22 protein-coding genes, 1 tRNA gene and 1 pseudogene are annotated in these 22,756 nt (G+C 71.8%); 9 read left to right on the top strand and 15 right to left on the bottom strand.

Annotated features, from left to right (window positions below; genetic code table 11):
• Positions 1-33: 33 nt before the first annotated feature.
• Entirely contained in the window at positions 34-789 is a 756-nt protein-coding gene (locus tag EMA17_RS46470) for an MBL fold metallo-hydrolase (RefSeq protein WP_126643271.1), read from the bottom strand.
• 588 nt (positions 790-1,377) lie between these two features.
• Here EMA17_RS46470 and EMA17_RS46465 point away from each other — a divergent pair.
• Complete coding sequence (locus EMA17_RS46465; protein ID WP_246127325.1) at positions 1,378-2,940, top strand: molybdopterin-dependent oxidoreductase; 1,563 nt, start codon at positions 1,378-1,380, stop codon at positions 2,938-2,940.
• A 79-nt stretch (positions 2,941-3,019) separates the two neighbouring features.
• Here the strand turns inward: EMA17_RS46465 and EMA17_RS46460 are convergent, their stop codons facing one another.
• Entirely contained in the window at positions 3,020-4,069 is a 1,050-nt protein-coding gene (locus tag EMA17_RS46460) for an LLM class flavin-dependent oxidoreductase (RefSeq protein WP_126643270.1), read from the bottom strand.
• 237 nt (positions 4,070-4,306) lie between these two features.
• On the opposite strand from EMA17_RS46460, the gene EMA17_RS46455 reads away from it, so the two are divergent.
• Complete coding sequence (locus tag EMA17_RS46455; protein WP_126643269.1) at positions 4,307-5,758, top strand: catalase; 1,452 nt, start codon at positions 4,307-4,309, stop codon at positions 5,756-5,758.
• A gap of 33 nt (positions 5,759-5,791) precedes the next feature.
• Here EMA17_RS46455 and EMA17_RS46450 read toward each other — a convergent pair whose 3' ends face one another.
• The 6 genes and pseudogenes from EMA17_RS46450 to EMA17_RS46425 all read right to left on the bottom strand — a co-directional run bounded on the left by EMA17_RS46450 (position 5,792) and on the right by EMA17_RS46425 (position 10,419).
• Entirely contained in the window at positions 5,792-6,454 is a 663-nt protein-coding gene (locus EMA17_RS46450) for an RICIN domain-containing protein (RefSeq protein WP_126643268.1), read from the bottom strand.
• 171 nt (positions 6,455-6,625) lie between these two features.
• The gene (locus EMA17_RS46445; protein ID WP_052173837.1) at positions 6,626-6,928 is read right to left on the bottom strand and encodes a GroES family chaperonin; all 303 of its coding nucleotides are present in this window, start codon (positions 6,926-6,928) and stop codon (positions 6,626-6,628) included.
• A gap of 223 nt (positions 6,929-7,151) precedes the next feature.
• Entirely contained in the window at positions 7,152-7,526 is a 375-nt protein-coding gene (locus tag EMA17_RS46440) for a DUF3618 domain-containing protein (protein ID WP_307721598.1), read from the bottom strand.
• A 217-nt stretch (positions 7,527-7,743) separates the two neighbouring features.
• Complete coding sequence (locus EMA17_RS46435; RefSeq protein WP_126643267.1) at positions 7,744-8,511, bottom strand: energy-coupling factor ABC transporter ATP-binding protein; 768 nt, start codon at positions 8,509-8,511, stop codon at positions 7,744-7,746.
• Positions 8,512-8,616: 105 nt separating this feature from the next.
• Positions 8,617-9,378: a cobalt ECF transporter T component CbiQ gene (cbiQ, locus tag EMA17_RS46430; protein ID WP_126643266.1), complete on the bottom strand. Its 762-nt coding sequence runs from the start codon at positions 9,376-9,378 to the stop codon at positions 8,617-8,619.
• Between the two features lies 1 nt (position 9,379).
• A pseudogene (locus tag EMA17_RS46425) lies at positions 9,380-10,419 on the bottom strand (energy-coupling factor ABC transporter permease).
• A 251-nt stretch (positions 10,420-10,670) separates the two neighbouring features.
• On the opposite strand from EMA17_RS46425, the gene bcp reads away from it, so the two are divergent.
• Positions 10,671-11,147: a thioredoxin-dependent thiol peroxidase gene (gene bcp, locus EMA17_RS46420; protein ID WP_126643265.1), complete on the top strand. Its 477-nt coding sequence runs from the start codon at positions 10,671-10,673 to the stop codon at positions 11,145-11,147.
• 475 nt (positions 11,148-11,622) lie between these two features.
• Here bcp and EMA17_RS46415 read toward each other — a convergent pair whose 3' ends face one another.
• Together EMA17_RS46415 and EMA17_RS46410 are read right to left on the bottom strand one after the other, a co-directional pair.
• Complete coding sequence (locus EMA17_RS46415; protein WP_126643264.1) at positions 11,623-13,266, bottom strand: amidohydrolase; 1,644 nt, start codon at positions 13,264-13,266, stop codon at positions 11,623-11,625.
• A gap of 47 nt (positions 13,267-13,313) precedes the next feature.
• Positions 13,314-14,768, bottom strand: a complete 1,455-nt coding sequence (locus EMA17_RS46410) for a purine-cytosine permease family protein (RefSeq protein ID WP_371863219.1) — start codon at positions 14,766-14,768, stop codon at positions 13,314-13,316.
• Between the two features lie 237 nt (positions 14,769-15,005).
• Between EMA17_RS46410 and EMA17_RS46405 the strand changes: the two genes are divergently transcribed.
• The 3 genes from EMA17_RS46405 (at position 15,006) to EMA17_RS46395 (ending at position 16,547) form a co-directional block, all read left to right on the top strand.
• Positions 15,006-15,599: a TetR/AcrR family transcriptional regulator gene (locus EMA17_RS46405; protein ID WP_307721597.1), complete on the top strand. Its 594-nt coding sequence runs from the start codon at positions 15,006-15,008 to the stop codon at positions 15,597-15,599.
• Between the two features lie 158 nt (positions 15,600-15,757).
• A tRNA-Leu gene (locus tag EMA17_RS46400) sits at positions 15,758-15,841 on the top strand.
• A 214-nt stretch (positions 15,842-16,055) separates the two neighbouring features.
• Positions 16,056-16,547, top strand: coding sequence for a hypothetical protein (locus EMA17_RS46395; RefSeq protein ID WP_126643263.1), 492 nt, complete (start codon positions 16,056-16,058; stop codon positions 16,545-16,547).
• Positions 16,548-16,598: 51 nt separating this feature from the next.
• On the opposite strand, the gene gnd is transcribed toward EMA17_RS46395, so the two are convergent.
• Positions 16,599-18,035 (bottom strand): NADP-dependent phosphogluconate dehydrogenase, encoded by a 1,437-nt coding sequence (gene gnd, locus EMA17_RS46390; RefSeq protein ID WP_126643262.1) that lies wholly within the window; start codon positions 18,033-18,035, stop codon positions 16,599-16,601.
• A 139-nt stretch (positions 18,036-18,174) separates the two neighbouring features.
• Between gnd and EMA17_RS46385 the strand changes: the two genes are divergently transcribed.
• Entirely contained in the window at positions 18,175-19,374 is a 1,200-nt protein-coding gene (locus tag EMA17_RS46385; RefSeq protein WP_160161814.1) for an MFS transporter, read from the top strand.
• A gap of 55 nt (positions 19,375-19,429) precedes the next feature.
• Entirely contained in the window at positions 19,430-20,080 is a 651-nt protein-coding gene (locus tag EMA17_RS46380) for a hypothetical protein (protein ID WP_126643260.1), read from the top strand.
• A gap of 43 nt (positions 20,081-20,123) precedes the next feature.
• Here the strand turns inward: EMA17_RS46380 and EMA17_RS46375 are convergent, their stop codons facing one another.
• Positions 20,124-20,567, bottom strand: a complete 444-nt coding sequence (locus EMA17_RS46375; protein ID WP_126643259.1) for a PPOX class F420-dependent oxidoreductase — start codon at positions 20,565-20,567, stop codon at positions 20,124-20,126.
• 36 nt (positions 20,568-20,603) lie between these two features.
• Positions 20,604-21,242: a TetR/AcrR family transcriptional regulator gene (locus tag EMA17_RS46370; protein ID WP_126643258.1), complete on the bottom strand. Its 639-nt coding sequence runs from the start codon at positions 21,240-21,242 to the stop codon at positions 20,604-20,606.
• 43 nt (positions 21,243-21,285) lie between these two features.
• On the opposite strand from EMA17_RS46370, the gene EMA17_RS46365 reads away from it, so the two are divergent.
• The gene (locus EMA17_RS46365; RefSeq protein WP_126643257.1) at positions 21,286-21,612 is read left to right on the top strand and encodes a rhodanese-like domain-containing protein; all 327 of its coding nucleotides are present in this window, start codon (positions 21,286-21,288) and stop codon (positions 21,610-21,612) included.
• Between the two features lie 81 nt (positions 21,613-21,693).
• Here EMA17_RS46365 and EMA17_RS46360 read toward each other — a convergent pair whose 3' ends face one another.
• Complete coding sequence (locus tag EMA17_RS46360; RefSeq protein WP_126643256.1) at positions 21,694-22,161, bottom strand: hypothetical protein; 468 nt, start codon at positions 22,159-22,161, stop codon at positions 21,694-21,696.
• Between the two features lie 127 nt (positions 22,162-22,288).
• Positions 22,289-22,729 carry a DUF6325 family protein gene (locus EMA17_RS46355; protein WP_126643255.1) on the bottom strand — a complete coding sequence of 147 codons (441 nt, stop codon included), beginning with the start codon at positions 22,727-22,729 and terminating at the stop codon, positions 22,289-22,291.
• Positions 22,730-22,756: the final 27 nt, after the last annotated feature.

The raw sequence follows: 22,756 nt of genomic DNA, 5'->3' as shown, positions 1-22,756 counted from the left end.
GCGGGTGTCGGTCCGGACCGCGCGGCGCCGGGTTCAGACCGTGTGCGAGGCATCCGGCAGCGCCAGGTCGACGGCGCCGGTGAAGGTCTTGCGGGCGTCGTCGAGATTACGCTCGCGGCTGGTCCACGGCGGGATGTGGGTGAGCAACAGCCGCCCCACGCCCGCGCGTTCGGCATGCTCGCCGGCCTGCCGGCCGTTCAGGTGCACGTGCGGCAGGTCCTCTCGACCGTGCTCGAACGATGCCTCGCACAGGAGCAGGTCGGCACCGCGCGAGATGCGCACCAGGTCGTCGCTGACCCCGGTGTCGCCGGAGTAGACCAGCGATCGCCCGCCCACCTCGATCCGGAACGCGTAGGACTCGACGGGGTGCGGCATCCGGTCGGCGGTGATCCGGAAGGGGCCCACCTCGAAGGTGCCGGTGACCACCGTGCGGAAGTCGAACACCTCGGCCATGCGCCCGTTGTCGATCGCGCCCTCGACGTCGTAGGCGCGCGCGATCCGCTCGTGCGTGTCGGCCGGCCCGTAGACCGCCAGCCGGGGCAACTCCCCGGCCGGGCAGTACTTGCGGGCCACGAAGTAGCAGGCGAGGTCGAGGCAGTGGTCGGCGTGCAGGTGGCTGAGCAGTACGGCGTCGATCGAGCCGAGCGTGGCATGGCGCTGGAGGGCGCCGAGCGCGCCGTTGCCGAGATCGACCAGGATCCGCACCCCGTCGGCTTCGAGGAGGTAGCACGAGCAGGGGCTGTCCGGTCCGGGAAAGCTGCCGGAACACCCGACGACGGTAAGTTTCACGCGAGCGCTCCGAACACGTCGACGCCGGCGAACCCGAGCACACCCCGCATCGGCCGACCGGCCACATGCGGCGACCGCTCGAACCCGGCCCGGGCCGCGGGAGGGCCACCGACCCCGGAATCGACGATCCCGTTCGGCGCGCCGCTGGATACGAATACCACCCCCCGAGAGTACGCAGAGACCCCCCACGCGCCCCCACACAACGCCCCCGGAGTAACCGACGTCATATCGATCCGCCCGCACGCGGACGGCGCTCTTGCCCACCGATTCGGCCCACCGCGCGCCGGCCTCCGGAACAAACCGGCCCCGACCGCCCGCCTCGAACATCCGGCGACCCCGACCGCTCGATGAGCCGACTCGCCCGCGGGCGTCCGTACACGGCTCGGTAAACGTCGGCCGTATCGCGGAAAGTTGCCCGGACGGCGGGCCGCCGGGGCGGGTGGGGTGTGCAGGGGGTGGAGCGTGGCGGGTGATCGACGCTTCGGCCGCCGACGCTTCGTCACACAACGGTAAGCGGGCGATTCGTCCGCTGCCCGGGTCGGGGCGTCAGGATGAGGGGAGGCGGATTTCGAGCGTGAGGTGGGCGGGGTGCGGCGTGCCGGCGGGATCAGGGCCGCGGTGGTCGGCGTGGTGTCGGCTGCGGTCGCGGTGGGAGTGGCCGAGGTGGTCGCGGCGTTCGTCCGGCCGGAGGCCACGCCGTTCGTGACGATCAGCGGGGCGGTCGCCGACCGGGCGCCGACGGGGCCGCGCGAGTGGGCGATCCGTACCTTCGGGACCGGCGACAAGGCGTTCCTGCTGACCGTGATCGCGGTGCTGCTCGCGCTGTTCGCGGCCGGCCTCGGGGTGCTCGCCGCCCGCCGGCTGCGCTACGGCGTCGCCGGGGTCCTGGCGCTCGGCGGCTTCGCCGCGTGGACCGCCGCCGACCGTCCCTCCTACCGCGCCGCCGACCTGGCGCCGACGCTGGTCGGCACGTTGCTCGGGGTGCTCGCGCTGGTCCTGCTCACCCGCCCGGACCTGGTCGACCGCCGGCCCCTCGCCCGCCCGCTGCCGGTCGCGCCCGAGGACGACGTGGCCGAACCGGCCCCGGACACCGCGCGCCGCACCGTACTCGTGGTCGGTGCCGCCGCCGCGGCCGCGCTGGCCGGATTCGGCGGCCGGATGCTCCAGCACGCCCGCTTCGACGCGGAGAAGTCCCGGGCCGGCGTCGCGGGCACGCTGCCCCGGCCGATCAGCCCGGCGGCCCCGGCGGGCGCCGGCCTCGTCGTACCGGGGCTGGCCCCGTACCTGACCCCGAACGCGGACTTCTACCGCATCGACACCGCGTTCACCGTGCCGCAACTGCGCGCCGAGGACTGGGAACTGCGCATCCACGGCATGGTCGACCGGGAGATCCGGCTGAGCTACGAACAACTGCGGGCCCGCTTCCCGATCGAGCGGGACATCACCCTCGCCTGCGTCTCCAACGACGTCGGCGGCGACCTGATCGGCAACGCCCGGTGGCTGGGCACCCCGCTGGCCGACCTGCTGCGCGAGGCGGGCGTGCGGCCCGGCGCCGACCAGATCGTCTCGCGTTCGCCGGACGGGATGACCATCGGCACCCCGCTGCGCGAGGTCATGGACGGGCGCGACGCGATGCTGGCGTACGCGATGAACGGCGAGCCGCTGCCGATCAAGCACGGCTTCCCGGTCCGGATGGTGGTGCCGGGCCTGTACGGGTACGTGTCCGCGTGCAAGTGGATCGTGGACATCGAGGTGACCCGGTTCGCCGCGTTCAGCGCCTACTGGGTCCGGCTCGGCTGGGCCCGCCAGGCCCCGATCAAGACCCAGTCGCGGCTGGACACCCCCCGCGACGCGACGGACCTGCGCGCCGGCCCCGTCCCGGTCGCCGGCGTCGCCTGGGCCCAGCACCGAGGCATCACCGCGGTGGAGATCCGGGTCGACGACGGCCCCTGGCAGGCCGCCGAACTCGCGCCGCGGACCACCACCGACACGTGGCGCCAATACCGGTGGATCTGGGACGCCACCCCGGGCCGGCACACCCTGCGGGTACGCGCCACGGACGGCACCGGCGCGGTCCAGACCGACAGGTCGGCCGACGTGATCCCGGACGGCGCCACCGGTCACCATCACATCGAGGTCACGGTCCGCTGAGCGGTGGGCCGCGCCGAGGGCCCGCGGCGCCGATGCCCACGCCGCACCCGGCGGCCCGCACCGCCGGGCGGCGCGCCCCTCACTCCCCGATCAGCCCCCAAGCCTTCGCGATCAGCTCGTACGACCGGATTCGCGCGTCGTGCCCGTACACGTTGCTGATCACCATCAACTCGTCCACCTGCGTGCGCTCGCGCAGCTCCCGCATGCCCGCCCGCACGTCGGCGAGGTCTCCCCTGATGTGCTGCCGCTGGTAGCTCTCCACGAACTCGCGCTCGGCCGGCGTCCACGGATACGCCTCGGCCTCCTCCGGCGACGGGATGCGCCCGGGGTTGCCGCTGCGCAGCTTCAGCATCGACAACGCCTGCGACAACGCGAGCCGTTCGGCCTGCTCCCGGGTGTCGGCCGCGATCACCCCGGCCGCGATCATCGCGTAGGGCTCCTTGAGCGACGCCGACGGCTGGAACGACTCGCGGTACAGCTCGAGCGCGGGCAGTGTGTGCTGTCCGCTGAAGTGGTGCGCGAAGGCGAACGGCAGCCCGAGGATCCCGGCCAGCTGCGCGCTGTAACCGCTCGACCCGAGCAGCCACACCGGCGCCTCCGCGGCGGCGAACTCGCCGCCCGCCTCGATCCCGGACGCGGGACCCGGCACGGCGTGCATCCGCGCGTACGGGTGCTCCTCGGCGAACCGCCCGGTGACGAAGCCGATCAGCTCGCCGAGCGCCTGCGGGAACTCGTCCACCGACTCGGCCCCGCCGCCGCGCCGCAGGGCGCGCATGGTGACCTGGTCGGTGCCCGGGGCCCGGCCGATGCCGATGTCGATCCGGCCGGGGTGCAGCGCCTGCAGGGTGCCGAACTGCTCGGCCACCACGAGCGGCGCGTGGTTGGGCAACATCACCCCGCCCGATCCCAGCCGCAGCGTGGTGGTGTGCGCGGCCAGATGCGCGAGCAGCACCGGCGGGGACGAACTGGCGATGCCGGGCATGTTGTGGTGCTCCGCCACCCAGAACCGGTGGAAGCCCCACCGCTCGGCCCGCTTGGCCAACTCGGTACTCGTCCGTAGCGCCTCGGTCGCCGAATATCCCGTCCCGACCGGTGCCACGTCCAGTACCGACAGCTTTACCGCGTCCACTCCGCGTCCCTCTCTCCGGCCCGCCCTCGGCCGTCACTCGGCCCGTTCCCGGCCGCATTCCGGCCCGTGTCCCGCCCCGCCCGCCGCCCCGTCCGCGGGCGAATTCGTGCTCTGAGGTGCAACCGCCGCACACCCCGTGCTGTTCCGCGATCCAGGCGTGCCGGAGAGCACATCGGGCATAAGGAGCAATCGAACCCGACCCATGTACGACCCGAGGACACGAAAGGGATATCGGTGATGACCGAACGCCCCACGACCACGACCGACGCGGGCATTCCCGCCCCGAGCGACGAGTTCTCGCTCTCCGTCGGACCCGACGGTCCGTTGTTGCTCCAGGACCACTACGTCATCCAGAAGATGGCCCAGTTCAATCGCGAGCGGGTGCCGGAGCGGGTGGTGCACGCCAAGGGCGGCGGCGCCCACGGCGTCTTCCGGGTCACCGCGGACGTGAGCCGGTTCACCAAGGCGGACCTGTTCCAGCCGGGCCGCGAGACCCCGATGTTCATCCGCTTCTCCACCGTCGCCGGCGAACTCGGGTTTCCCGACACCGTGCGCGACCCGCGCGGTTTCGCGATCAAGTTCTACACCCGGCACGGGAACTACGACCTGGTCGGCAACAACACGCCGATCTTCTTCATCCGGGATCCGAGCAAGTTCTCCGACTTCATCCACTCGCAGAAGCGCCGCTCGGACACCCACCTGCACGATCACGACATGCAGTGGGACTTCTGGACGCTCTCGCCGGAGTCGGCACACCAGGTGATGTTCCTGATGTCCGACCGGGGCACGCCCAGGACGTGGCGCAACATGCACGGCTTCGGCAGCCACACCTTCATGTGGGTGAACGCGGGCGGGGAGAAGTTCTGGATCAAGTACCACTTCCTGACCGACCAGGGCATCGAGAACTTCACCGACGCCGAGGCCGCCGCCATGGCCGGCGAGGACCGCGACTTCCACCTGCGCGACCTGCGCGAGGCGATCGCCCGCGGCGACCACCCGTCGTGGACGCTGCACGTGCAGGTGATGCCGTTCGAGGCGGCGGCCGACTACCGCTTCAACCCGTTCGACCTGACCAAGGTGTGGCCGCACGGCGACTACCCGCTGATCGAGGTCGGCCGGATGACGCTGGACCGCAACCCCTCGGACTACTTCGCCGAGGTCGAGCAGGCCTCGTTCGAACCGGCCAACCTGGTTCCCGGCATCGGTGCCAGCCCGGACAAGATGCTCCAGGGCCGGCTGTTCAGCTACCCGGACACACACCGCTACCGGATCGGGCCGAACTACCTCCAGTTGCCGATCAACCGGCCGATCGTGCCCGTGCACTCCTACAACAAGGACGGCGCGATGCGGTACGAGAACTACGGCGACCCGGTGTACGCGCCGAACAGCCGCGGTGGACCGGTCGCCGATCCGGCGCCGTACGAGGACGAGAACTACGAGGTAGCCGGCGAGATCGTGCGCTCGGCCTACCGGCCGCACGCCGAGGACGACGACTTCGGCCAGCCGGGCACGCTGTATCGCAAGGTGATGTCCGAGACCGACCGGGAACATCTGGTCGGCAACATCGTCGGTCACATGAAGAGCGACGGTCCGGTGACCGCCGAGGTGTTGCCCCGGGTGATCGAATACTGGACGAAGGTCGACCCGGACCTGGGCGCGCGCGTCGCGAAGAAGTACAACGGCGGCTGAGGTACGCCGCCGACGGCCCGGCGGCGCCCGTGCTCAGGCGCCGCTGGGCCGCCACACCGACCCGGAGCCGACCGGGACCAGGCCCAGGCCCTGCTGGCCGCCGACCTGGTCGCCCAGCCCGAGGGCGGCCCCGTTGCGGGCCACGAAGACCACGCCGGAGCCGCTGGGCTGCGGCTTCCACATCTGGTTCTCGGCGCGCCCGCAGTCGTCCTGGTAGGCGCGCGGCTCCCGGCCGCCGGACACCTCCAGGCACTTGCGCGAGAGCGCCGACTCGAGCCGGACGAAGCCGCCGCCCGCGTCGCGGATCACCCACTGCTGGTTCGCCTTGCCCGCTCCCATCGGGTACGCGATCACCGCGGCCCGATCCCGGTCGCTGGCGCCCATCACGTCCATCGCCCGGCCGTCCGGCAGCAGCAGTACGTAGCGCCCGTTGGCGGCCAGCGGCGGTTTGGCGGACGCGGACTTGGACGGCGTGGGCGAGGCCGAGGTGGGCGGGGCGGTGGTCGGCGGCGCGGAACTGATCTGCCCGGCGGTCACCGCCGTCGGCGAGGGCGACGTGGTCGGCACCGGCGAGGTCGCCGCGGCATGCGAGGAGCCGCCGCCGCCACCGTTGAACACGCCGACCAGGCCACCGGCCACGAAACCCGCCAAGGCGACCGCGCACAGCGCCGCTATCCAGATCCGACGTCGCGGCATCTGTCCCTCTCCTCGTGGCCGGCTCTTCGTGCGGATCGGGTCATCCTGGCAGAAGAGTTCACCCCGAGGGGTGAACCGGCCGGTGTGGGCCGCCGGATGGTGAACGGAACCACCATCCGGCGTGCGGAGGACGCCACGCCCGATCCGCCGGATCGGTCGGCGTCGGGCGGGCTAGAGATACAGGCCGGTTGCCTCGCCGGAGACCTCGATGCGTTCGGCGGCGACCGCGTGCAGGTCGCGCTCGCGCAGCAGGACGTACGGGACCCCGCGCACCTCGACCTCGGCGCGCTCCTCGGGGTCGTACAGGACACGATCGCCCGGCTCGACGGTGCGGACGTTCTGGCCGACCGCGACCACCTCGGCCCACGCCAGCCGCTTGCCGACCTGCGCGGTCGCGGGGATCAGGATGCCGCCGCCGGAGCGGCGCTCACCCTCCGCCGCGTCCTGGCGGACCAGGACACGGTCGTGCAGCATGCGGATGGGCAGCTTCTCGCCGAGGTCGTGGGCGGTGTTGTTGCTCGAAGACTGGGACCTGTCGGAACTCACGCTTCGACAAGCTACCCGTCCGAGGCCGAACGTGCGTCACCGGGAGGTGTGATGTCCCGATCCGCTTCGGCCGGGGAACGGTCCCGAATCGGCCTCGGCCGGGCCGCACGCGGTCGGACCCGGCGTCGGCCCGACCGGCGTGCCGCGGTGGTCAGCGCTTCTTGGCGGCCTTGGCCTTCTTCGCCGCGGCCTTGTCGCCGCCCCGGCTCTTGACCAGGACGACCAGCAGGACCAGCCCGGCCACGCCGCCCGCGAGCGGCACGACGCGCTCCATGCGCGGTGCGCCGGTGTCGCTGTCGATGAACTGCGCCCGTACCTTGTCCTTCGCGCGGGCCGCGACGTTGGCCGGCTTCACCCGGTCGACGATCTCGTCCAGGGTCACCGCCAGGTTGGCCCGGGCCGCCTCGATGTCCCGTTCGATCTGCTGCGGCGTACGCCGGTCGGGGGCACCGTTCACATCGTGGCCGGCGGACTTGCCGTCCCCGTGCCCGGCGTTCGAAACGTCAGCCTTGTGTGCACCGTTCACCGACTCCACCCGACTCCGTTCAGCGTGTGCCGTCACCGGACGGCCCAATGCCGCCCGGCCTTGCCGCTCCAACTCCGCCGGAGACAGTTCCCGCCCGTGGTCGCTCACAACCCGTCCTCTCCGGCTCCTGCGCTCGTGTGTGGCCCAAGTCTGTCAGTTACCTCCCCGGCCCCGGGTCAACCGGGTCCCGTGGCGTCCTTCGGTGCGCTGCGGGCGCCTACGCCGGGACCGAGGACGGGTCGAAACCGTAGGGAAGTTCGAGCCGGTGGGCGGCCATCAGGTCGCGGTCCAGGAGCAGATCGCGGGTGTCCCCGTCGGCGACCACCACGCCGCCCGCGAGCACCGCGGCACGCGGACACAGCTCCAGCGCGTAGGGCAGGTCGTGGGTCACCATCAGCACCGTGACGTCGAGCGAACGAAGCACGTCGGCCAGTTCGCGTCGGCTCGCCGGGTCCAGATTCGAGGACGGCTCGTCCAGGACCAGGATCTCCGGCTCCATCGCCAGCACCGTGGCCACCGCGACCCGGCGGCGCTGGCCGTAGCTGAGGTGGTGCGGCGGCCGGTCGGCGAAGTCGGCCATGCCCACCCGGTCGAGCGCGTGTCGCACCCGCTCCTCCAGCGCGGCGCCGCGCAGGCCGAGGTTGGCCGGGCCGAACGCGACGTCCTCGCGGACGGTGGGCATGAACAGCTGGTCGTCCGGGTCCTGGAAGACGATGCCGACCCGGCGGCGGATCTCGCGCAGGTGCTCCCCGGCGACGGGCAGTCCGGCCACCTCGACGGTGCCGGCGCCGGCGGTCAGGATCCCGTTCAGGTGCAGCACGAGGGTGGTCTTGCCGGCGCCGTTGGGGCCGAGCAGGGCGACCCGTTCGCCGCGGGTGATGGTCAGGTCGACGCCGAACAGGGCCTGGTGGCCGTCCGGGTAGGCGTAGGCGAGGCCGCGGACGGCGAGAGAGGGGGGCGTGGTGGGCGGCGGGGATTCACTCACGTGGGGTAACTCCGTTCTCGGGTCGCGCGGTGTTCCTCGTCTCGCGCGGCGTCTGTCGTCTCGCGCGGTGTCGCGGATCCCGCGATTGTCCGGTCACGCGCGAGGTCACCGGAGCAGCGCCCCCGCCCACACCGCGAGTGCCGCCGCGGGCAGCGTCGCGGCGGCGGCCCACTGGGCGGCGCTCGCCCGGGTGTCCACGAGGATCGGCATGGTCCCGGTGTACCCGCGGCTGAGCATCGCCAGGTGCACCCGCTCGCCGCGCTCGTAGGAGCGGATGAACAGCGCGCCGGCCGACTTGGCCACCGCCGGGGTCTGGCGCAGGTCGCGCGCGACGAAGCCGCGCGATTCGCGGGCGATCCGCATCCGGCCCATCTCCGCGGTGATCACCCCGCCGTAGCGCAGCATGAACGACATGATCTGCACGAGCAGCGGCGGCATGCGCAACTTTTGCAGGCCGAGCAGCAGCGCGCGCAGTTCCGTGGTGGCCGCGAGGAGGACGCCGGCGACCACTCCGAGGGTGCCCTTCGCGAGTACGTTCCAGGCGCCGAGCAGGCCGTCGTGGCTGACCGTCAGGCCCAGCACCTCGACGGTCGGCCCGTCGGCCACGAAGGGCAGGAGCAGCGCGAAGAGCACGAACGGGGTCTCCACCAGCATCCGGCGCAGTACGAAGCCGGCCGGGACGCGGGCGACGGCGGCGACGACCGCGAGCAGCGCCGCGTACGCGCCGAAGGCCCAGTAGGCCTCGCGCGGGGTGGACACCGTGGCCAGGACGAAGCCGATCAGCGCGAGCAGCTTGCAGTGCGGCGGCAGCCGATGCACGGGCGAGTCGCCCGGGCGGAAGAGCCGGTGTTCGGGTCCGCCGGTCATGTCAGCCGCCGCTGCCCGAGTCGACGGCGTCGTGGGCGGGCCTCGCCGGGGCGGCGTCGCTCGGGCGGCGGCGGACCAGCCGGAACACGCCGGTGCCGACCACGAGGGTGGCCGCGACGCCGATCACCCCGGCCAGGCCGCCGGACAGGCGTTCGTTGTGCACGCCCTTGACGTTGTAGTCGGCCAGCGGGCCGTCCTTGAGCTGGTGGTCCTGCTCCTTGGCGTCGATGCCCTTGTCGGCGGACACCTTCTCCAGGCCGTCGGGGCTCTGGCTGGCGTAGTAGCTGACGAACCCGGCCAGGATCAGGGCGAGCACGGCCCCGGCGATCAGCAGGGTGCGGGTACGGACGCGGGTCATCGGGTCTCCCCAGCCGAGCGCAGTTCGAGGGGACGCGCCAGGCCGCGCGCACCGTGGACGAGGTCGGGCCGTACCGCCAGCACGCTGGAGACGGTGGCGGCGGTGATGATCGCCTCGCCGATGCCGATCAGCACGTGCACGCCGATCATCGCGCCGGCCACCTTGCCGATCGATACGTCGGTGGTGCCGCCGATGGCGTAGAAGAGGGTGAACACACAGGCGGCCGCGGGCACCGAGACCAGCGCGCCGACGAACGCGGCGATCGGTACGGACGAGTGCCGGGCGGGCAGCAGGCCGAGGGTGAGCCGGTACAGGCCGTAGCCGACCACGACCGTCACGACGCCCATGATGGTGATGTTCAGGCCGAGCGCGGTCAGCCCGCCATCGGCGAAGAACAGGCCCTGCATCAGCAGTACGACCGCCACGCACAACACGCCGGTGTACGGGCCGACCAGGATCGCGGCGAGCGTGCCGCCGAGGAGATGGCCGCTGGTTCCGCCCGCGACGGGGAAGTTGAGCATCTGGACGGCGAAGACGAAGGCCGCGACCAGGCCGGCGAGCGGCGCGGTGCGTTCGTCCAGCTCGCGGCGTGCGCCGCGCAGGCCGACGGCGACGCCGGCGACCGCGATCACGCCGGCGCCCGCGGATACGGGGCCGTCGATGAAGCCGTTGGGTATGTGCATGTGGCCCCTCCCGAAATGCCGGATTCGGCGGAGGGATCCTATGACCTCGGGCCGCACCTGCAAAAGGGTTGCAATTGGGTGATGGTGGCAACAAGGGCGCCCGGGCGTCGGTTTTTGCCCTGCTTTGACGAAGAACGCGCCCCGGGGACGCGCGGCCGGCTCGGGGCGCGGGGCCGGGATCGGTCCGACCGCGGCGCTAGCGTTGCGGGCGTACGTTGCGTTGCCGAGCGATTCGATTCGAGGAGTTCTTCGTGAGCGACCGCCTCCAGGCGGGCGACACCGCCCCCGCCTTCACCCTGTCCGACGCCGACGGCAAGTCCGTCTCGCTGTCCGACTACGCGGGCCGCAAGGTCATCGTGTACTTCTACCCGGCCGCGCTGACCCCGGGCTGCACCAAGCAGGCGTGCGACTTCACCGACAACCTCGACCTGCTGGCCGGGGCCGGCTACGACGTGCTCGGCATCTCCCCGGACAAGCCGGAGAAGCTGGGCAGGTTCCGGGAGAAGGAGAACCTGCGGGTGACCCTGCTGGCGGACCCGGACAAGGCCACGCTGGAGGCGTACGGGGCCTTCGGCGAGAAGACCATGTACGGCAAGACGGTCAAGGGCGTGATCCGCTCCACGTTCATCGTCGACGAGACCGGCAAGCTGGAACGCGCGCTGTACAACGTCCGCGCCACGGGCCACGTGGCCAAGCTCCTCAAGGACCTCAAACTCGAATCACCCTGACCCCCCACAACGCCCCCCGACCCGCCCGAACCCTGCCCAACCGGCCTCAAACGCCGGCCAGGCTGATGTCGGCTCGGCCTGAGTCCGGGCGGGTGGCCTCAGATGCCGGCCGGGCTGGGTTGGGTTGCCCGGAGTCCGGTCGGGCGGCCTCAAACGCCGGCCGGGCTGGTGTCGGCTCGGCCTGAATCCGGGCGGGTGGCCTCAGGCGCTGGCCGGGCTGGGTTGGGTTGCCCGGAGTCCGGTCGGGCGGCCTCAAGCGCCGGCCGGGCTGGTGTGGGCTCGGCCTGAATTCGCGTGGGTGGGTTCGCGCCGACCTTGAGACGCGGGCCGAGCAAAATCCAGCCCGGCCGGCGTTTGAGGCCGCCTCGGCCGGAGGCCGGGTAGATCAGCCCGGCCGGCGCTTGAGGCCACCCAGCCCGGCCGGCGCTCGAGGCCGGGTGGGCCGCAGGCCGGCCCGCCCCCCACCGGCCCGCCGCTAGGCCGTGTGCACGAGTTCGCCACCGACCGCGACGACCTCGCAGACCGTGCCCGGAATCTCCGCGGCAGCGACCCGCATGATGTCGCGTGAGAGCACGACGAAGTCGGCGAGCTTGCCCACCGTCAGGGACCCGCGCTCGTGCTCCAGGAAGTTCGCGTAGGCCGAGCCCATCGTGTAGCCGTGGATCGTGGCCTCCACGTCGAGCGTCTCCTCCGGGATCCAGGCCGGCCCGCCCGCCAGCGGCGCGCGGGTGAGCGCGGTGTACACGCCGACCATCGGGTCCATCTCGGCCACGTTCCAGTCGCTGGACAGCGCCAGGACCGCCCCGGCGGCCCGCAGGCTCCGCATCGGCCACGCCTTGTGCCAGCGCTCCTCGCCGACGTTCTCCGCCCAGTCCCGCCCCGGCCCGGCGATCTCCGGCGCGCAGTGCCTGGGCTGCATGCACGCCACCACGCCCAGCTCGGCGAAGCGGGACACGTCCGCCGGGTCCAGGCACTCCACGTGCACCACCTGGTGCCGCGCGTCGCGCTCGCCGTTGACCGCCCGGGCGTGCTCGACCGCGTCCAGGACGGTGCGGATGCCCCGGTCGCCGGTCGCGTGCACGAAACACTGGAAGCCCCGCCCGTCCAGCCGCGCCAGCAGGTCGGCGAACTCCTCCGCCGGGTAGAACGTCTCGCCCCGATGACGGGCGCACCCGCGATACGGCTCCAGGAGCGCGGCGGTGCGCGGCTCGACCACGTCGTCGATGTACAGCTTCAGCGGCCCCACCCGCAGCCGGTCGTCGGCGAACTCACGTGCCGCGGCGGCGAATTCGTCCAGGTCGGCGTCGGTGGTGCCGCGCGGGTGGAACAGCGCCGCGACGATCCGCGAGCGCAGCCGGCCCTCGTGCCGCGCCCGGGTGTACAGCGCCAGGTCGTCGAGCGAGTTCTGCGGCTCGACCACGGTGGTGATGCCGAACCGGATCGCGTCGTCCAGGCTCTTGGCCAGCCGCCCGTACTGCCGGTCGGCCGAGGCCCACGGCACGCCCAGGTCCCGCAGCGCGCGATGTCCGTCACGGGAGAGGCCGCGCACCGCGAAGTCCTTGACGAAGCCCGTCGGTTCGCCCGTCTCCGGGTCCTTGTCCACCCGGCCGAAGGGCAGCACGTCGCTGTCCCGGGTGATGCCGAGCCGCTCGATCGCGGCGCTGTTGAGCCACGCCGTGTGCACGTCGTAGCTGAGCACGAAGGCCGGCACGTCGCCGGTGATCGGGTCGAGGTCGCTCGCGCGCGGCATGCGTCCGTCGGGGATCGCCGAGTAGTCGAACGCCTCGGCCTCGACCCACTCGGCGTCCGGGTTGGCCGCCAGCCAGGCGCCGATCCGTTCGTGGATGTCGGCCAACGTGCGCGCCCCCGCCAGTTGTACGCAGGCGTCGTCCGAACCGAGCCGGACGTGGTTGTGCGCGTCGATGAAGCCGGGCAGCACCCGCCGCCCGGCGCCGTCGAGCACGGTGGTCTCCGGACCGATCCAGGCCGCCGCGTCGGCGTCCGCGCCCACCCAGGCGATCCGCCCGTCCCGGACGGCCAGCGCCTCGGCCTCGGGCAGATCGGGGTCGACGGTGTGGATGAGCGCGTTGCGCAGGACCAGGTCGGCGGTGCGGGACACGGTGACAACTCCAGGGGTGGTGCGATGGGGGTCTGGTGCGAGGTGGTTCAGTGCTTGGCGAACTGCGGTTCGCGACGGGCGAGGGCCCAGTAGGCGAGACCGGAGACGACCGCGCCGAGCAGCGTGAAGTCGCCGTCGAAGGTCTCCACGAGGGCGCCGGTCCACAGCGCGGACTCGGCGGTCAGCGCGGCGAAGGCGATGCCGGCGCCGAGCGCGATCATCCCGGCGGGATGGAAGCCGCGGGTGTACCAGTAGGCACCGCCGCGCATGTCGTGCAGGCCGTCGGCGTCGTAGCGGCAGCGGCGCATCAGCGTGTCGGCGATGAACACGCCGCCCCACGGCGCGAAGACCACCACGAGCACGGACAGGAAGCTGGTCAGGTTGTCGGTGAAGTTGCCGTTGAACAGCGCCCACAACGAGCCGACCAGGATGAACGCGGTGCTGACCAGGATGCCCTTGGCGCGCGACCACGGGATGCCCAGCACCTGGAGGTTCAGGCTGGAGGAGTACAGGGTCAGGATCGAGTTGGTGATCGAGCCGCCCACCACGAGCAGCAGGAACGGCGCCTCGAACCAGCCGGGCACCAGGTCGGCCACGCCCGCCACCGGGTCGGTCATGTCGGCCTGGGTGGCCGCGGCCACGCCGAGTACGCCGAGCAGCACCGAGGAGAGCATTCCGCCGGCCGCGCCCCACAGGGTGATCGAGCGCAGCGAGGTGTCCCGGGGCAGGTAGCGGGTGTAGTCCGAGGGCATCGGCAGGTAGGAGATCGGGCCGGCGACCAGGACGAGCACGGCGAGCGAGATCGCGTGGAACGTGTTCGAGGTCTCGGGCGCGTCGCCGGTCCTCAGGCCGGGGACGACGAACAGGATCAGCAGGCCGAAGCCGATGCCCAGGACGTAGGCCATCCAGCGCTCCGCGGCCTGCACGGTGGCGTGCCCCCACATCGCCACCGCGAAGGTGAGCGAGAGGGTGATCGCCAGCGCGACCACCCGGGCGAGGTCGCCGCCGACCCAGCCGAGCTCGGCGAACAGCCCTTCGAGGGCGAAGGTGCCGACCACGGTGTTCAAGATCGTGTATCCGATGCCGACCACCCAGTTGAGCAGGCCGGCCGGGAAGTTGCCGTGTACGCCGAACGCGGCGCGCGAGATCACCAGGGTCGCGGTGCCGGTGCGGACGCCGGCGAGGCCGAGGGCGCCGACCGCGAAGAAGGAGAAGCCGGTGATCACGACGACGGCGATCGCCGCCCCGAACGACAACCCGAACATCACCGCGAGGGTGCCGTTGATCACGAAGGTGAAGGAGAGGTTCGAGCCGAACCAGAGCCAGAAGACGTCCCTGGCGCTGCCGTGGCGCTCGTGGTCCGGGATCGGGTCGATCCCGTGCGTCTCCACCTGGAACAGCTCGTCGGAGGCGACGCCGGTGCCGGGTGGGGTGGTGCTCGGGGTGTCGTGCGGGGCGGCGCTTCGGGCGGCGCTTGCGGAGTCCGTGTGGGGCAGGGACACCGGACCTCCTCTTCGTGGTGTGCGGCTCGGTCGTTCGTGGTGCGCGGCCCGGCCGAAGCTTGAATGGCATTCAAGAACTTTGAACGTCACTCAAGGTGCGCCGAGGTGGGGGAGGGTGTCAAGAGTTCCTGCCGAAGAGGGGGAGAATTTGACCGTCGTTCAAGGTTCGCGACGTCGGGGGAGTAGGGTCGAGCCCTTGCGCGGGCGGGGTGGTCGCGCGGTCGAGAGGTGGTATCGGTGGTGGCCACGAGGCGGCGCGACGGTCGGATCGCGCAGGACCGGATGCTGGAGGAGGCCGTCGCGGCGATCGCCGAGAACGGCCTGGCGGCGCTGACCATGTCCGGTCTGGCCGAGCGCCTGGGCACCAGCGGCGGGCACATCCTGTACTACTTCGGCAGCAAGGATCAGCTGCTCCTGGCCGCGCTGCGCTGGAGCGAGGACCGGCTGGCCGAGGAGCGCACCCGGTTGCTCGCCCGCCGGGTCGCCGCCGATCGTAAGTTGGACCTGTTCCTGGACCTGTACCTGCCCGTCGGTCCGCGCGATCCGCGCTGGATGCTCTGGGTGGAGCTGTGGGCCCGGACGGCGGGCAACGCCGAACTGCTGGCCGCGCAGGACGAGATCGACCTGGGGTGGCAGCGGGACCTGGCCGCGGTGTTGGCCCGGGGGGCGGCCAAGGGGGTGCTCGTCGTCGACGATCCGGTGGTGGCGGCGTCCGAGTTGCTGGCGCTGCTCGAGGGGTTGAGTACGCGAACGGTCCTGGGGCTCGGCGGGACCACGCGCGACGGTGCGCTGGTGTTGGCGCGCCGGGCGACGGGGCGGCTGCGCGGCTGAGCCGCGGGTGCCGGATGGTTGGTTTCGGGGTGGTGTGGTGTGTTCCGAGTGCCGGCCGGACGGTTGGTCGCGGCCGATATGTGCCGGCCGGCCGCAGCTCGGGGCACTACCATGAGCCCTGGTCGGCCTCGGGGCATCGTCGCGAGGGCCGGTCGTACGCGGCCGTGGCGCAATTGGTTGACGCAGCAGGTTTAGGTCCTGCCGTCCGAGAGGATATGAGGGTTCGAGTCCCTTCGGCCGCACAACGGTGTTTTTCCCCGGCGTTTCGTCCCCGGAGTCGGTCCCCGGTGTTCGTCCCGGTGGGTTTCCGCTGGGTTTCGGCCGGTCTTGTGCTGGTGGCGTCGACCCCGCCCACGCTAGCTTTCGGCATGTCGTCTTTGGGGAGGCGCCATGCACTGCGAGTACTGTCCGAAGGTTGCCGGCGGCCGAACGCAGATGCCGCCCGCGGACATGATCGTGCCGAAGATCGCGGGCGAGTGGGTCGGGTGGGTGCGGACCGCCGCCGAGCGGGTCGAGTCGTCCGGGCGGGGGCTGCCGGCGCGGGTCGAGGCCGACTGCGTGATGAGCTTCGGTCGACGGATCTTCGAGGGTTCCGCCAAGCGTGGACTACACGCCGAGATGGACTGCCTGCATCAGGCCAGGATGCTCGGACTACCGCTGGAGACGGGCGAGTTCAAGGACGCCGCCGGCGCGTGTTGTCTGATCTGCGCGTCGGCGCTCGCCGCGGTGGGCATCCGGCGCGTGCCGGCCGTGGACCCCGATCCGGACGCGTGCATGAGCTGGCATGCCCCGGGGTTCCTGTTCGAGGATCCGCTGCTGTGCGTGGGGTTGATGGGTGATCGGGCGGCGCACCTGTGGCTGCGCCATCTGACGCCGGCGGTGCGGCGGCAGTTGCGCGGCTCGTTGACGGGCGCGATGACGCGGTTGTTGGCGGGGCGTTGGGAGTGAGGGCTTCCGGCGGGGACGGACGGCCGTCCCCGCCGGGTTCGCCGACCGCGGTCAGACCGCGTGTTCCGTGCGGTCGCCGGACCACTCGGTATGGAAGGAGCCGTCGCGGTCCACCCGGCGGTAGGTGTGCGCGCCGAAGAAGTCGCGCTGGGCCTGGATCAGCGCGGCGGGCAGGCGCGGCGAGCGCAGGCCGTCGTAGTAGGCGAGGGCGGCGGCGAACCCCGGTGCGGGGATGCCCAGTTCGGCGGACGTGGCGACCACGCGACGCCACGCGTCCTGGGCACCGGCGAGCGCGTCGCGGAAGTACTCGGCGCTCAGCAGCGAGTCGGGCCGCCGCGGGGAGTCGTACGCCTCGCGGATCCGGTTCAGGAAGCGGGCCCGGATGATGCAGCCGCCGCGCCAGATCTCGGCGACCTTGCCCGGGTCGATCGCCCAGTCGTACTCGGTGCTGCCCGCCTCGATCTGGTGGATGCCCTGGGCGTACGCCACGATCTTGGACGCGTACAGCGCCTGCTCGACGTCGTCGGCGAAGCGCGCCGCGGCCTCCCCGTCGAGCGTGCCGGGCGTCGGTCCGGGCAGGCCCCGGCCCGCCGCGCGGATGTCGGTGTGGCCGGACAGCGAGCGGGCGAACACCGCCTCGGCGATGCCGCTGACCGGAACTCCCAGGTCCAGCGCGGTCTGTACGGTCCAGCGCCCGGTGCCCTTCTGCTCGGCGCGGTCCTGGACCACGTCGACGAACGGCCGGCCGGTGTCCGCGTCGGTGTGTGCGAGCACCTCGGCGGTGATCTCGATCAGATACGACTCCAGGCGGCCGGAGTTCCAGCCCTTGAACACCTCGGCGATCTCGGCCGGCCGCAGCCCGGCGGCGCGGCCGAGCAGGTCGTACGCCTCGGCGATCAGCTGCATGTCGGCGTATTCGATGCCGTTGTGCACCATCTTGACGAAGTGACCGGCGCCGTCCGGGCCGATGTGCGTGCAACACGGGACGCCGTCGACCTTCGCGGCGATGTCCTCCAGGATCGGACCGAGCGCCGCGTACGACTCGGGGGAGCCACCCGGCATGATGCTCGGGCCGAGCAGCGCGCCCTCCTCGCCGCCGGAGATGCCGGTACCGACGAAGTGGATCCCGCGCTCGCGCAGGGCGGCCTCGCGGCGGCGGGTGTCCGCGAAGTGCGCGTTGCCGCCGTCGACGATCATGTCGCCGGGTTCGAGGAGCGCGGCGAACTCGTCGATCACCGCGTCGGTGGGAGCGCCGGCCTTGACCATGATCACCAGGCGACGGGGTGGTTCGAGCAGGGTGACGAACTCCTCGGCGGTGTCGGCGGGTAGGAAGGTGCCCTCGTGGCCGAACTCGTCGACCAGGGCCCGGGTCTTGGCCGAGGTCCGGTTGTGCACGGCGACGGTGTGCCCGTGTCGGGCGAAGTTGCGGGCCAGGTTGCGGCCCATCACGGCCAGTCCGGTGACACCGATGTGTGCGCGCTCCGCCATGTTCGTCGCTCCTGTCTTCGTACTGCCGTCCTCGTCGAGTGATCACTCGGACAACATCGTGCGCGGGAGCGGTCAATCCCTCGGCCGCAACACGCCGGCGGCTCTGGGCGGGGTCGGCCGCGGCCGGCAACATCCGTGGATGAGCCGGAATCGCGAGGTCGTGTTGTCGGTGGTGGCCGCCGCCTACGGGTTGTCCGCGATGGGGGACCAGATGGCGATGGTCGTGCTGATCCTGCGATTACATGATCAGGGGCGGTCGGGCGCGGTGATCTCGGCCCTCGTCGTGGCGGGCGTGTTGCCGATCGTGGTGGTGGGGCCGTTGGCCGCGCCGCTGGTGGACCGGGTGGAGAGCGGCCGGTTGGTGGTCGTGGCGACCGGGCTTCAGGCGGTGGTGGCGCTGGGGTTGGTGGTCACCACGAATGTGGTCGGCGTCATCGTGCTCCTGGCGTTGCTCGGGGCCGGGCTCGCGGTGGTGTCGCCGACGTTGCAACTGCTCGTGCCGGAGATCGTCGGGGACGAGGGGGCGGCGCGGGGCTACGCACGGATGGAGACGTTGCGCTCGGTCGGCAATGTGGCGGGTCCGGCGGCGGCCGGCCTCGCGGTCGCCGGGGTCGGTGATCGGGTGATCCTGCTCGGGAACGTCGTGTCCTACGCCGTGATGTCGGCGGCGTTCGTGGCGCTGCGGATCCGGCGTGAGCCGGTGTCGGGCGGGCGGTCCCGGTCGGGGTGGCCGGCCCAGGTGCGCGAGGGGATCGGCGTGCTCGGCGGTGATCGGGTGTTGCGGGTGGCGATCCCGACCCTTGCGGTGGCGGTGGTGTTCACCGCGATCCTGAACGTGGCGCGGGTGTTCTTCGTGCGGGACGACCTGGGTGCCGACGACACGGGCTACGGCTGGTTGGTCAGCGCGCACATGGCCGGCATGCTCCTGGCGGCCGCGTTGTGGGCCGGGCGGATCCCGGTGGGCCGGCAGCCGGCGGTGCTGGTCGGTGCCGGGGCGTTGTCCGGCGGGTGCCTGCTGATCAGCGCCACGGCGGCGGTGTTCGCGGTCGCCGTGGCCATGTTCGTCCTGATGGGTGTGGCCAACGTGTTGGCCAACCTGGCCATTCGCAACCTGATCCACGCCCGCGTCCCACCCGAGACCCGGGGCCGTGCCTTCGCCACGTCCAGCGCCGGCCTGAACGCCGCCAACCTGACGGGCGCCGCGTTGGGCGGTCCGGCGGCAACGGCCCTGGGCGGTACGGGAGCCCTGCAACTGGCGGGCGCCGGGACCCTGGCGGTATCCCTGGCCGCGATCCCCCTCCTCTCCCACCACCTTGCCGCCGAACCGGCCGCCGAGTGATCCGGCGGCGAAATCCGGTTGTCCGGGGGTCGGGGCCGGCGGTACCCATGAGGCCATGAAGCCATCGATCCGACGTACCCGACACGCGCTGCCGCGAGGCGAGGCCGAGGTCTGGGCACCGGCCTCCGCCCGCTACGGGATCTCGCCCTACGCCTGCAAGTACCTCCACACGGCGGGCGTGCTGCGCGAATTCGTGTCGGCGGCGGGGTCGTTGGTGGCGCAGTCCCAGTACCTCGCCGCCGCCCACCTGGCCCTCAACGGCGCCGAACTCGTCGGCCGCTGCGTCTCGGAGCGCACGGAGCAGGGCGTCACCCAGCGGCTGCGCAACGGCCTGACCTACCTGGAAGCCCTCGAACCCCCGGAGGAGGGCCGGCTCGTCCCGGAGCCCGACGCCTTGGTCAAACTCCGCGGCTTCACCGCCCACCCCACGCTCGAACCCCCGGCAGGCTCGGAACTCCAGTTCTCCCACGCCACGTTCGAGTACGTCCTGAACCGCCTGGCCCTGGCCACCGACCGCCTGTGGACCGACGCCGACGCAAGCACGATCCGCAAATTCGCCGCCGCGAAGATCGCCCCGATGCGCACGGACGGCCAAAGCCACCACATCGAATCCGTCCTGACCCACCTCGAAGCCGGCCACACCCCGGGCACGGCGATCCCCCACGAACAAACCTGGCGACCGATTCCTTCCGCCGCCATCCACTGAGGTCCGGCGCCCGTCGGTTGCCGTGCGGGAATCGGTTGCGGGCCTATGGGGTGGTCGAGCCCGGGGCGCCTTTGGGGAAGGGTTCGACTCCGACTACGCGGCGCACTTTGGTGGGTTCGATCAGGATGACGACGCGTTGTTCGCCCGGGACTCGCCATTCGAAGGTGTCGGTGCCCAGGTAGGCGTGGGCCAGCCTGTCCATGTTCCGGTCTGCCTCGGGGCCCTGGACGAAGTGTGCGGCGTGGCCGCGGATCTGTACCCGGTCGTAGGGGTTCGCCGGGTCTGCCAGGGACAGGCATATGCGCGGGTCGCGGCGCAGGTTTTGTTCCTTGATTCGGCCGATCGCGGTGTTGATCAGGGGCAGGTCGCCGTCGAGGCCCAGCCACATGGGGCCGACGTGGGGGGATCCGTCCTTGTTGATCGTCGCCACGTACCAGATGTGTGGCGTTTCGATCATCCGGCGGGTGTCCGCGGGTAGTTCCACCATGAGGCGATTCCTGCCCGGGGGTGGGTCCTCGGACACTCAGCGGGGCGGGGTTCCGATCGTCGACTCGGCCAGGTGGAGGACGCCCTCTCGGATGCGGGTCGGGCCCAGTTCCGGGAGCAGGGCCGTGACGTGTTCGGCGGACAGCGGGGCCAACAGGGCGTGGGCCGTGTAGGTCGGGTCGGGGGTTTTCGCGGGGAGCAGGATCGCCACGTGGCGGTGCCAGAACCGGTAGGCGCCGATTCGGTAGCGGGCGCCCGGGGTCGAGGTCTCCGACATGCGGATCAGGTCGAGGTGCTCCAGGAGGTAGTCGACGTAGGCGTCGAGGAACGCTGCCAGGCGGTCCTCCGCCGGGGCTCCCGGGCCGAGTGGGGGCGGGCCGCCGAGGATGGCTTCCTGGAGCGCGCGTTCGCGCGTGTCCAAGAGGGCCGTGGCCAGGCCGGATTTGTCGCCGAAGCGGCGGAACAACGTGCCCTTGCCGACGCCGGCCGCCGTGGCGATCTGGTCCATGGATACCGATTCGACGCCGTGTTCGGCGAACAGCGCCGCGGCGGCTTCCAGGATCGCGGCGCGGTTGCGGGCCGCGTCGGCGCGTTCCCTGGGGGGTGGGGTGCGGAGCAGGTCGAGGTCCACCGGGATTGCAGAAGCGGACTGCGGTCCGTTAATGTCGTCGGGCATAAGCGGACTCTAGTCCGATTCTCTGTGAGATGGAGGCATCGCCATGACCGCACTCATCACCCGGGACGAACTGCGCGCCGGGATCGCCGGCGGCACCGTGATCGTCGTCGACGCGCTCGGTGGGGAGTACTGGGCCAAGCAACATCTGCCGGGGGCCGTCGCCCTGGTTCGGGACGACGTGGACACCCTCGCGCCGACGCTGCTGCCGGATCGGGCCGCCGCGATCGTCACCTACTGCTCGAACCCGGCCTGCCCGAACAGTGGCCAGGTGGCCGATCGGCTGACCCACCTCGGGTACACGAACGTTCGCAAGTACGCCGAGGGCATCGAGGACTGGGTCGGCGCGGGTCTGCCCACCGAGTCCGCCTGACCCTCCCGGGATCGGGCGGCGAAGAGGGGAGGGCCGAGACCCCGCCTCGGCCCTCCCCTCGTGTCGCGAACCGGCTCTCGCCTACCGCGGTGCATCCTTCAGGTCCGAGATGCGGCCACCGTCGAGCGGGACCTCATACCAGACGTCGATGGTCGAGCCGTCGCCGAAGTGCTCGGTGACGATGACCGTCGCGTGTCCGGCGCCGCTGCCCTCGTAGCGGACGTCGCGGCTGTCGGGGGTGTTCTGGGCGCGGAAGACCGGGTCGGCCAGGTTCTCCTCGGCCCACGCGTCCAGGCGGGCGTCGAGTTCGGGGGTGAGGAATTCGTTGCGGACCTCGGTCGGGTCCATGTTGGGATTGGTGCCGTTGATCGCGTCCAGGTACTGGTCGTAGAAGGCGGTCACCTTCTCCACGACGCCGATCCGGTGGGCCGCCTGATGGCTGCCGGCCGGCGAGGCCGCCGCGGCGAGAGCCGGGGCCGCGAGGCCGCCGGTGAGCAGGAGTCCCGCGGTCACCGCGACGGCGGCGGTACGGCGAATGCCGGTGGTCATGTCGACCTCCACGTGCTCGGGGATGTGCCCTTGCGTCGACTGAGACGTCCAACCGGTGGGTCGGGTTGCAGGACTTTGCCCTGCTTTACCCTCCGGAGATTGATTCGTTGCCGTCGGTCCGCCGGGCTCAGCCGCCGTCGGTGCTGTTCGCCAAAGCCTCCTCCGCGTCGTCCAGGACGGACTGCGGCAGGCGGGTGTACGAGAGCAGCCGACCGCCCGAATCGCGGATCCGGGTCGCCACCTCGCGGGCCCAGATGTTCTCCACGAACAGCACCACGACCAGCGAATCCGGCGGCATCACCTGCCCGATCTGCTCGGCGTCCTCGGCGCCGGCCAGGCCCAGCAGCTCGCGCGCGGCCAACTCCGCCGCCATGTCGCGCAGTCCCTCGAACTCGCCGACCTCGTGGCTGCTCACCACCCCGGCGACGTCCTTGACCACGATCAGGGCGTCGATCAGCCGGACATCGCCGCGCTCCTCGACCGACTCGAACGCGTCGAGTACGGCCGAGGTCAGCCGCTGACCCGGAAAACCCAACACGATCGCGTCGACGGGTCCCAACTCGGCCATGCTTCCTCGTCTCGGGGAGTAGGGGTG

Source organism: Embleya hyalina (genome assembly GCF_003967355.1).
Taxonomy (GTDB): domain Bacteria; phylum Actinomycetota; class Actinomycetes; order Streptomycetales; family Streptomycetaceae; genus Embleya; species Embleya hyalina.
Note: the sequence above shows the minus strand (reverse complement) of the source record. Positions and strands in the feature narration are given on the sequence as shown.